We start from the raw sequence: 11422 nt of genomic DNA, 5'->3' as shown, positions 1-11422 counted from the left end.
GAAGATTAGACACGTTTTTTCATTACAATTAAGATCATGCTTTGCTGCTATTCACGGGCTGTACGGTTTGTAGATGCCGTACTTCCTGTGAAGGGCAGAAGCAGGTAAACCACGTTTCAACAGATCAACATTACATGAAGTTCCACGCAATTGTATTATTAACACTCGCGGCTGTCGGGGCCTATGGTCAACAAAGCAAACTGGTACAGACCGGAAGCAATGGAAAACTGATCTATGCTACCTACGCGAATGAAGGAGAGAGCAACAGTATTAATAAAATACCTGACTATTCTCATGCTGGTTACAAAGGAGGAGGCATCGCATTACCGCAGGTGCCCGTAAAGAAGACTTTAAGCCCACAGACAGGAGATAATCATAAATATATACAAGATGCCATTGATGCACTGGAAGAACTCCCACAGGACGCAAATGGCATCCGTGGAGCCATTCTGCTGAAAGCCGGTACTTATGAATTGAACGGACTGCTCACCATTAAAAAGAATGGGGTAGTATTAAGAGGAGAAGGACAGGGAGAGAATGGTACTATATTAAAAGACCTGGTTCCCGGTCAGCATAGTTTCATCCGCATCCAGGGAAGTGGCAAGGGCCATGGTAATGATGATAACCGCCATCATATCACTACTGAATATCTGCCCACCGGCGCAACCGTAGTGGAAGTAGATAATACCACGGGATTGAAAGCCGGAGACAGTATCATACTGGTAAGGCAACCTAATCAGCAATGGATAGATGCTTTGAACATGGCGCAGTTTGGTTGGAAACCAACCGGCTATAAAGCAGAATTTGAAAGGACCATCCTCAAAATATCCGGCAACCAGATCACCCTCAAAGAGCCTGTTGTGGATCCTATTCAGAAACAGTACGGCGGGGGATATATTTATAAAGCAAAACGAAGTGGGCGGATCAGCAATTGTGGCATTGAAAACATGCGCCTGGAATCTGCCTATAAAACAGATACCAGCGAAGATCATGGATGGGATGGAGTAGCATTGCTCAGGGCAGAAAATTGCTGGGTGAAAGAAGTAACAGCTAAGTATTTCGGTTATGCCTGCGTATCTATAGAGTCCCAGTCTGTTTACAACACAGTAGTGGAATGTGCGATGCTGGACCCTAAATCCATCACCACCGGTGGAAGGAAATATTCTTTTGTGGTAGAAAGCGGCTCTGCATTTAATTTCCTGAACCGTTGTTATACCCGCGGCGGAAGGCATGATCTTGTAACAGGTTCTGTTGTACCCGGTCCGAATGTATTCCTGGATTGTTATTCCACAGATACTTATGCAGACATTGGTCCGCATCACCGCTGGGCAACAGGTTTGCTCTTTGACAATGTATATGGAGGGCAGATCAGGGTACAAAATCGTGGAGCAATGGGTTCCGGCCATGGATGGTCTGGCGCACAGGTGATGTTCTGGAATAATTATTCTTACAAAAGTGACTTTAAAGTAAATAGTGCATTAGGATCAAAAAACTGGGCCATCGGTTGCTCCGGACAGAAACAGGATGGGCCTACCGGTTACTGGGAAAGCTGGGGAACATCTGTAACTCCCCGCAGCCTGTACCTTCAGCAGTTGAAAGACAGGTTAGGAGATAAAGCAGTACAGAACACAATTACTAAAGCACAGGAATCCGGAAATATCTGGGAATTACTGGCAGCATGGAAAGGAGAAGGTAAACTACGTTAATATGAGAAGTTTCGTTTTAGGATTGGTATTAATAAGCGCACCATTGCTTACACTGGGCCAGAAAGCAGATCCACTGCTCAGGCTCTGGTATCAGCAACCTGCCGCAAACTGGAATGAAGCCCTGCCTATAGGGAATGGCCGCATCGGTGCTATGATCTATGGCACCGTACAGGAAGAAAAAATGCAGTTGAACGAAGCTTTCTTATGGAGCGGTAGCCCAAAAGATGGCAACAATCCCGGTGCAAAAGCGCAACTGCCTGTTGTGCGGGAAGCCCTGTGGAATGCGGAATACATGAAGGCAGATTCCATCAGCCGTTTGATGCTGGGCACTTATTCCGCCAGGTATCTTACCCTCGGTAATTTATTGCTGCGCAATGATCAGCCGGTAGCAAATGCTACAAAATATGAAAGAGAGCTCAACCTGAATAATGCTGTTGCTAAAGTAAAATACAGTTCAAACGGTGTGGAGTATACAAGAGAAACATTTGTAAGTTATCCGGATCAGTTACTCGTGATCCGCTGGCGCAGCTCAAAAGCAGGTGCCCTGAACTTTCATGTGGCTTTCGATAATCCCATGCCTACTAAACTTACTAAACGTAATAACAGTCATATTGTATTAAGCGGTCAATGTCCTTCTTACGTGCCACACCGCCCATATGAAACAAGGAAGTTTGAATACGATCCTAAGAATGGCATTAAGTATGAAGTACATGTACAGGCTATATTGAAAAGCGGCAGCAGTGTGGCAGATGAAAACGGTTTGCAGGTAAAGAATGCAACTGAGGCAGTGCTGCTTGTTTCCATTGGAACCAGTTTCAACGGGGCTTTGAAAAACCCGGTGAGTGAAGGCAAAGACCCTGCTGCAGAAGCATTAAAATACCTGGACAAGCCAAAAGAATACAACACCTTATTACAACAGCACATTGCTGACTATACAAAACTATTCAACCGTGTAAAACTGGACCTTGGTGATGATGGTTCCGGGCCAAAAGCAACGGATGTACGCCTGAAGGAATATACCAAAGCAGGTGGTAACAGGGATCCGCAACTGACCACCCTGTTATTCCAATACGGCCGTTACCTGATGATTGCCGGTTCCCGTAAAGGTGGTCCCGCTATGAACCTGCAGGGTATCTGGAATGATAAGATGCAGCCACCATGGGGTTCTAACTATACCACCAACATCAACACGGAAATGAACTACTGGCCCGCTGAAACTGCTAACCTTTCTGAATGTGCGGATCCGCTGTTCGATTTTATTCAGCAGATCTCAGTAACAGGAAAGAAAACAGCAGAAGTGAATTATGGTATGAAGGGCTGGGCGGTACACCATAACGTAGATATCTGGGCATTGTCTTCTCCCTCCGGCGGCTTCGACTGGAAAGATCCGAAAGGTGATCCGCGCTGGGGCATCTGGCCAATGGCAGGCGCCTGGTTGTGCAGGCATTTGTGGGAACATTATACTTACACAGGAGATGAAAAATTCCTGCGGGATAAAGCATATCCCCTGATGAAAGGCGCTACGGAGTTTATGCTGGACTGGCTGGTGAAAAATCCACAAGGTCAATGGGTAACTAATCCTTCCACTTCTCCGGAAAATAATTTCCTGATCAATGGTGCCAGGAAAGGTAGTGTAAGCATTGCCTCTACAATGGATATCTCTATCATTCATGATCTGTTGAACAGAACAGCAGAGGCGGCGAATGAATTAAATACAGATAAAGCATTCGTTGCACAAATAAATAAAGTATTAAAAGACTTGTACCCCTTCCATGCAGGCCGCCTGGGTCAGTTGCAGGAATGGTACCTGGATTGGGATGATCCGAAAGACAGCCACCGGCACTTATCACATCTCTATGGAGTGTTCCCTGGTAATATCATCACACCACGCCGTCAGCCTGAACTGGCTGCTGCTGCAAAACGCAGTTTAGAGCTGCGTGGAGATGGAGGCACCGGATGGTCTAAAGCATGGAAGATCAACTGGTGGGCCAGACTTGAAGATGGAGATCATGCTTATACCATGTTAAACAAACAACTCTTCTATGCATCAATAGATTCTGTGAGTGTGGCAGATAACAGCGGAGGTTCTTACGCCAATCTTTTTGATGCGCATCCGCCTTTCCAGATAGATGGCAACTTTGGCGTTACTTCCGGTATCATCGAAATGCTGGTACAGAGCCATGATGGCGTGATCCATTTATTACCCGCATTACCTTCTGTATGGCCAAACGGCAGTGTAAAAGGACTGAAAGTAAAGGGCGGTTTTGAAGTGGATATCATCTGGAAAGATAAACGTTTGGTGAAAGCTGTGATCCGTTCTTCTCATAATGGAGGCGAGCAGGTGATCCGCACATCTGAACCGGTGCAGATAAAATCTCCTGTTGGTGCGGTGAAAAAGGCAGACCGTGCTCCAGTGAAAGATTATGGTTATGCTGTAAATAAAGAAATTAAAGATGCATCCAAATTACCAGCGCTGAACCTGAAAAAAGTATATGACCAAAATGTGATGCTCATTGCAGGCGCACATGAGATAACTATAAAATGAACGGAGTAAGAACATACATAGCAGCATCACTACTGGCTGTATCAGCCAATGCCTCTGCCCAGTTCAAGGGAGATGATGATGGCATCCTGATGCAGAAAGCAGCATTGCGGGACAGTATTGCGATTGCTGATGCTATGAACGGTTGGTGGACAGCCTCCATGAAAGATCATGATAAAAGGATCGAATGGTGGAGAGATGCAAAGTTCGGCTGTTTCATTCACTGGGGTGTTTATTCTGTGCCCGGTGGTGAATGGAAAGGAAAGAAAGTAGGCGGATATGCAGAACACCTGATGCGGAAAGAAAAGATCCCCCGCCAAGAGTATAAAGACCAATTGATCAGAACTTTCAATCCCACTGAGTTTAATGCGGACGAATGGGTGAAGCTGATCAAATCGGCAGGCATGCGTTACCTCATCATCACTTCCAAACATCACGATGGTGTAACCATGTATCCTTCTGCCATAGGAGATTACACGTTAAAGCAATCCGCTTTCAAAAGGGATCCTATGCAGGAGCTGTCAGCCGCCTGTAAGAAATATGGTATCAAATTCGGGTTCTATTATTCCCATGCATTCGACTGGGAGGATCCCAACGCACCCGGTAACGATTGGGATTACAACAATCCCGGTGGTGATAAGAACCTCTTCGGTGGTGCCCGCTGGTATGATGAACATTCTGAACTCCTGCCAAAAGCAGTAAAGTATGTGGATGAAAAATCCATCCCGCAGATCCAGGAGTTACTGCGTAAATATCATCCGGATATCCTCTGGTTTGATACACCGCATAAACTGCCTTTATCTGAAAACATCAGGATCCTCAAAGCTATTCGTGAAGTAGATAACAATGTAGTAGTAAATGGCCGCCTTGCCCGTACAGCTGCTATTTCATTCGGTGATTATAAAAACACGGCAGACCGTCCTGCAGAGTTTTACCCGGTAACAGGAGATTGGGAAGCCATTCCTACTACCAATGAATCATATGGATATTCCCGGTACGATAACAGTCACAAACCCGCAGGGTTCTTTATACAACTCATGGCAAAGGCTGCTGCAAAAGGCGGTAACCTGCTGATGAATATCGGGCCGATGGGAAACGGGCTCATCGATCCAAGGGATACCGTGATCCTGCATAAGGTAGGAGCGTGGTTAATTCCAAATGGTGAAAGTATTTACGGCACTGAGGGTGTTTTTGAAGTACCACAGCCCTGGGGTGTTATAACACAGAAAGGCGATAAGAAATACCTGCATGTTTTCAAATGGCCGAAGGATGGTAAGTTATTCGTGAATGGTATCCATCAGGTCAACAACGCAAAACTGCTGATCGGCAATAAAGCATTAACTGTAAAAAAGATCAGTCCTTTCAACTGGGAGATCACCGTTCCGCAGCAAACGCCGGATGAAAATAATACGGTACTGGTGCTGGAAACCACTAAAGGCCCGGCACCGGAGAGCAAGGCAGAAAGACTGTTCACAAAGGATTATGCCAACACATTATTAGCATTCGATGCCATACAGCAGGGAAAAGGTTTTGGATTTGGCGATGGAAAAACGAACAGGTATTATGTACAGAACTGGACGAAGGATAACCAATCACTGCAATGGCTTATCCGCAACGATGAACCGGTAACCTATGCCGTAAAACTGAAGTACGAAGCAGAGGGCGGAGGAAGTTATACGTTATCAGCCGGGGATAAAAAAATCAGGGCAGAAGTATTACCGGGTTTACAGGAACAGGAGATTGGAAATATCACCTTACCAAAAGGAGAACATACGCTGGAAATTAAACCGGAGAAAATAGCCGGAAAGGAATTGATGAAGTTAATGGAAGTGACGCTAACACCAATAAAATGAGAAGGAGTATTCTAATCATATTATGTATACTAACTGCCCAGCTTACAAAAGCTGACTGGCTGAAACAAGCGCTGGACGCCCGTAAAGCAGACATTCAAAAGAAAGCAGAATGGGCTATGCAGCAAAAGCCTGTTACAGTCACCGCTGCAAAGTCGGACCGCAGCGCCGGAGGCCTGCATGATTTTTATTCTGAAGGAGATTACTGGTGGCCTAATCCTGCCAGTGCAGATAGTCCATATATTCAAAAGGATGGCCAGACCAACCCGCAGAATTTTGTGGCGCATCGCCAGGCCATGGTACGTTTCAGCAGAGTGGTGGGAAATCTGGCCGCAGCTTATGTAGCCAATGGCAACAAGCGTTACCTGGATCATGCATTGGTGCATATTAAAGCATGGTTCGTGAATCCGGATACAAGAATGAATCCTAATTTACTGTATGCACAGGCTATCAAAGGCCGCCATACAGGCCGTGGGATCGGTATCATTGATACCATTCATTTTATAGAAATAGCACAGGCTTTACGTATCATGGAAAAGGCGGGTATGATCCCTCCGAAAGATCTGGTGGCTATCAGGGAATGGTTTGCTGCTTATCTGAAATGGATGACGGAACATAAGTATGGTCAGGATGAAATGAATGCAGCTAATAACCATGGTACCTGCTGGGTAATGCAGGTGGCAGCTTTCGCTACTTTCCTGAAAGATCAGCATTGGATAGAATTTTGCCGTAACAGGTATAAAGAGGTTTTATTGCCTAAACAGATGGCAGACGATGGAAGTTTTCCGCTGGAAATCCGTAGAACAAAACCTTATGGTTATGCGTTATTCAATTTAGATGCAATGGCAACAGTATGCCAGATACTCAGCACCAAAACAGATGATCTCTGGAAGTATACTGCATCAACAAAGGCAATTAGCAAAGGCATTGCATATATGTATCCATATGTGCTGAACAAAGAGAGCTGGCCGTTTGCAAAAGATGTGATGTATTGGGATGAATGGCCGGTGGCCCACCCTTTCCTCCTTTTTGGTGCAGCTGCCTATAACAATCCAGTCTACTTTTCATTATGGAAAAAACTTGAGCATGATCCTCAGGTGGAAGAAGTATTGCGTAATCTGCCGATACGGAATCCTGAGATCTTCATGGTTACCATTTAACCTAAAAAAGATAATCATAAACGTACTAAAGATTTTACTGTAGACGTGGAATATGATAACGCCGGTCTCGTCTGAGCCGGCATCTTTTTTTCTATAAGCTGTTCGGGAGAGAGTTTGTATCTGTTATGGGACCGGCAGCTGATCACTATTCAGCCGCCGTTGTGTCACTCACTTCAGCGGTTTGTTTTCTACTGAACGTTGTAGATTTTTTATTGACGCCATTGAATTAGTTCCGGCTATTGAACGGTATAGATTTTTTATTGATGTCATTGAATTACTCCCGGCTGTTTCTTGTGCAGATGTTGTTATTTTTTGCAGGTCTTTTGCGTTTTCCTTTCAGCAGGTTTGTTCGCTATTGAATGTTGTGGATTTTTATTGAAGCCATTGAATTACTCCTGGTTATTTCTTACAGGCATTCCTTGGTTATCTTCCTCCTACAGATCCCCCAATAACTCCTGTGCCTTATCATAGTTCTCTGCATTCTCCGGTATCTTCAGCAACCACTCCCTGCATTTAGCGGTATTCTTTTCTTTCAGGTAACTCAGCGCAGTAAAGAAAGCCCCTTCATATTTAAAAACAGATTCTCCATTATAGATCGCTTCCAGGTCAGGGCGTGCCTTTTCGGGCTGATCGTCTTCGAGGTAAGAAAGCCCGCGGTAATAACGTGCATAAGCATCACCAGGCTGATCGGCTAATAATTTGTCCAGTGTAACAATCGCTGCTTTATAATGACGGTGATTGAATTGCTCCGCTGCCTGCGCCGCCAGGGAATCTTTAACAGAACCCCGTTCTGCAGGAGAGATCATTTCTTCTATGGCATATTGGGAATAAAGGTCTTTCTTCCAGGGGCTCCAGTACATCAGCGCCGCAATCAATACGGCCACTGAAGCTGCCGCTGTCATAAACCTGCGGATGGAAACAACCTTACCTTTCTCTTTGAACTGGTTACGGTTGCTTTGCAGTGTTTGTATTAAAGCCTCCCGCTGGGGATCAGCCTGCAGGGATTGACGTAATGTATCGCTCACATCAGACCAGGTGGCTACCATCTCCCGGAATTCAGGATCCGCCTGCCTGCGGTTTTCAAAAGCCGCCAGTTCTTCCGGTGTCATCTGGCCGGAGAAGTAATGCTCTATCAGTTCGTAATCGATGTCGTTCATGTCAATCCCCATTTTGAAAGGTTATCTTTAATAGCACTGATCAGGGAGGCCATACATTCAGATTTCTTCTTACGAAGGTATCCGTAGGTTACACCCAGTTTGGCGGCGATCTCTTCCTGCGGTTTATCCGTCAGCGAAAGCCGGATGATCTCCTGGCAGCGTTCTCCCATCTGTCCCAGCATGGTTTTAAAGAGCCGGGCCTTTTCATTGTCTGCCCAGGTCTTTTCCGCATCCCGGAAGCTATCCTCGCCAACATTAAATTGCTCATCGAGGTCTTTTGTTACCCCCTGGCGTCCTCTTTTTTTGAGTTCGTTGAGCCACTTGCGTTTACACACCATTAAAAGGAATGCCTCAAAAGGACAGGTAAGGAGGAGACCCTTGTATTTGGCCTGGTTGTAAATATCCACCAGCGATTCCTGGAAGATATCGGCTGCATCGTCAGCGGAGCCGCTGTTCTGCAACACGTAGTATTTCACCTTGGGCGCAAAACGTTGGTAGATCTCTCCCACCACCTGCGTTTCATTATGCAGGAGCGCCTGGATATAATATTGATCTGCGTGTACGAATTGGGTGGACATATAAAAATAAAGATATTAAAAATCCGGGGGTAACAAATCAGGGCTATGGGTTATCTATTGGCAACAGCTCCGTTCCTGTTAACGCCAGATACACCCAAAAGGCCTCCTGTAATTCACAGGAGGGCCTTTTGTCGTTACAGTTAAAATGATATATATTACTGAGGTTTAAACTGTCGGAGCAAGAGAGCCTCAACTATATATATCCTAAATACCGCTTTATGTCGAAATATCTATTCGCCTCCATACTCTTGCTGATACTTACAGGATCCGCCATGGGACAGCAAAGAGTAGCGCCGGATACCATTCCCGCCACCATAGATGTGGAGCAGGATGAGAATAAGACCGTCATAAAAGCCGGCCTGCGGCCTCTCCGCCAGATAGCCGGAGCACCCGAAGCCTTTTATACTTACTTCTGGGAATTCGGGGATGGCACGTTCAGCTTTGCCCCGCAACCTGTACACAATTACAAAGATACCGGCGACTATGAGATCCGCCTCTATGCTACCAATAACTATGATGATGGCAAGGCCCCCAAAGGAAAACCCCGCCGTATCAAAGTAAAAAAGACCATGTACGCAGCCGCGGATGCCCCCTCGTCTTTCTTTGCCGCCTCAGATATGCTGGCCATGAAAACAAACCGGATGCCCAAACCCGGAGAGGAAATGGTGACCATCGTTGGTTATCGTCATCCCGGAGGAACGAGTGCTGTCAGCGGTTCCCTGTTATTGTTCTATAACGAAAAGCAGTTTGCCCAAAAGAACTTCGTCCTCTCCGAAGAACGTAAATACAACAATGAACGCAAGTTTGGATTGGACTCCCTGATGGCGATGGCTCCTTCGGAAGATCTGTATGTACCCCTGGCCGGAGGCCCTTCTAATGCCGCATGGATAGACCCTGTAAGAAAAACGGCGCTGGCGGGTATGCTGTCGGAAAAGAAAACCCTGTTCCGGGAACAACACATCTGGCGGGTAGAAGACCTGAAGGCAGGAGAAGAAAAATTCCTCTTCCTCTCCATGGAAACAACCCCTGAAATGATCAAAGACACGAATGCCGTAGTTACCATCAGTGGAATGTTTGTACCGGATGATCCTGCTTATCCTATCTCTCAATACAACCTGGATATGCAGATCGTGGCCTCACATGATCCCAACAGGATGCAGCTGAAGAACAGGCGCATGAATTACCGCTTCGTGAGTAAGTCGAAAGAATTAAGTTATAAAGTACAGTTTCAGAATACGGGTAAAGGCCCCGCCAGCAAAGTGGCCATTGGTGTTGCGGTGCCCGGAATGCTGAATGGCCAGTCCCTGGAGATTACAGACTATTCCCCTAAATGCGTGATGTGCGATTCTGCTTATGAGCGCCAGAGCTGCCTGGATACTATTATCCGGAAGGACAGTATCTTTTTCGTCTTCAATAATATCTACCTCAAAGGTGTAAAACAGGAAGGTGTGGAAGACCAGGATTCTACGAAAGGGTTTATCAAATACAGGATACGTTTCAGTAAAGAGCTGAAAAAACTCCCCTTCACCAGTCAGGCTGCTATTGTGTTCGACAGGAATGAACCGGTGATCACCAACCGTTCCAAAGGAAGATTTAAACCCGGCCTTTCACCCGGTGTGATCTTAGGTTATGGCAAAGGAATGAGTAATGGAGAATTGCCCTTAGGTATCCCTGCCGGAACACTGGGTTTTACGGTTTCTGCATTTGCTCCTTATAAGCCATACTTTCAGGCTGAGTTGTATTTCAATGTGCAGCAGAAGAATGAAACGCTGCGATCATTTTCCCGGGACCAGCGGGATACAACGATCGGTACCGGCAAATACCTGGTGATAGGCAGAGAGAATTATGAGGTGGTGAGCAGAACAACGATGGATGTAGTGCCTTTACATTTGCGTTATAATATTACCGGCTGGTTAGGAGTGGGTGCAGGTATAATGGTGAGTGTGGTGACTTCTGAAAAAACACAGGAGAAAAAAGTAGTGCAGGCAACAGAAATGGTAGTCCCTCCCTCCGGCACTGTACAGCGCTTTCAAAACCTGGCAGGCGCCATCACCAAAAACTTCTCCGCAGCAGACGGAGCTATATTCGCAGATCTGAATATTGGTAAAGTAAGAGCCGGCCCGGCTCTGGGTATACGCCTCCTGCAATATATAAAAGACCCGCAACAGCGGTTGTTCTTTTATGGCATCTGGAGATTTTAGTTGGCTGAGATTTCTTGTGGCCGTTGTTCTTTTACGGAGTCTGGAAGTTTTAGTTGTTGCCTGAGATTCCCTGACTGCCGCCGTGCTTTTACGGCATCTGGAGATTTTAATTATCTTTAAGAGGGAGGTACCTCCTTCTTAAAACATGATCCGGATCTGTTTTCTTCTCTCTTTCCTATTCTGTATATCGGCAACTGCCGATTTTAGTTTCGTGGGCTTTCCTGAAAC

At 45.9% G+C, this 11422-nt stretch carries 7 protein-coding genes; 5 read left to right on the top strand and 2 right to left on the bottom strand.

Features of this window, described 5'->3' with window-relative positions:
• The first annotated feature begins 134 nt into the window (after nt 1-134).
• From AAHN97_RS19800 to AAHN97_RS19785, 4 genes are read left to right on the top strand one after another with little or no spacing between them, the layout of a single operon-like run.
• On the top strand, nt 135-1706 hold the full coding sequence (locus AAHN97_RS19800) for a hypothetical protein (protein WP_343303812.1): 1572 nt from the start codon (nt 135-137) through the stop codon (nt 1704-1706).
• Between the two features lies 1 nt (nt 1707).
• Nucleotides 1708-4251, top strand: a complete 2544-nt coding sequence (locus tag AAHN97_RS19795) for a glycoside hydrolase family 95 protein (protein ID WP_343303811.1) — start codon at nt 1708-1710, stop codon at nt 4249-4251.
• A complete protein-coding gene (locus AAHN97_RS19790) occupies nt 4248-6101 on the top strand; it encodes an alpha-L-fucosidase (RefSeq protein WP_343303810.1) in 1854 nt (617 codons plus the stop codon). The genes AAHN97_RS19795 and AAHN97_RS19790 overlap by 4 nt, the downstream gene beginning before the upstream one ends.
• Entirely contained in the window at nt 6098-7258 is a 1161-nt protein-coding gene (locus AAHN97_RS19785) for an alginate lyase family protein (RefSeq protein ID WP_343303809.1), read from the top strand. The genes AAHN97_RS19790 and AAHN97_RS19785 overlap by 4 nt, the downstream gene beginning before the upstream one ends.
• A gap of 434 nt (nt 7259-7692) precedes the next feature.
• Here AAHN97_RS19785 and AAHN97_RS19780 read toward each other — a convergent pair whose 3' ends face one another.
• Both AAHN97_RS19780 and AAHN97_RS19775 read right to left on the bottom strand, forming a co-directional pair.
• Nucleotides 7693-8415, bottom strand: a complete 723-nt coding sequence (locus AAHN97_RS19780; protein ID WP_343303808.1) for a hypothetical protein — start codon at nt 8413-8415, stop codon at nt 7693-7695.
• The gene (locus AAHN97_RS19775; RefSeq protein WP_343303807.1) at nt 8412-8993 is read right to left on the bottom strand and encodes an RNA polymerase sigma factor; all 582 of its coding nucleotides are present in this window, start codon (nt 8991-8993) and stop codon (nt 8412-8414) included. The genes AAHN97_RS19780 and AAHN97_RS19775 overlap by 4 nt, the downstream gene beginning before the upstream one ends.
• 218 nt (nt 8994-9211) lie before the next feature.
• On the opposite strand from AAHN97_RS19775, the gene AAHN97_RS19770 reads away from it, so the two are divergent.
• Nucleotides 9212-11194, top strand: a complete 1983-nt coding sequence (locus AAHN97_RS19770) for a PKD domain-containing protein (RefSeq protein WP_343303806.1) — start codon at nt 9212-9214, stop codon at nt 11192-11194.
• Nucleotides 11195-11422: the final 228 nt, after the last annotated feature.

Origin of the sequence: Chitinophaga niabensis (assembly GCF_039545795.1) — a bacterium.
Lineage (GTDB): Bacteria > Bacteroidota > Bacteroidia > Chitinophagales > Chitinophagaceae > Chitinophaga > Chitinophaga niabensis_B.
This window is presented reverse-complemented; position numbering and strand designations above follow the sequence as displayed.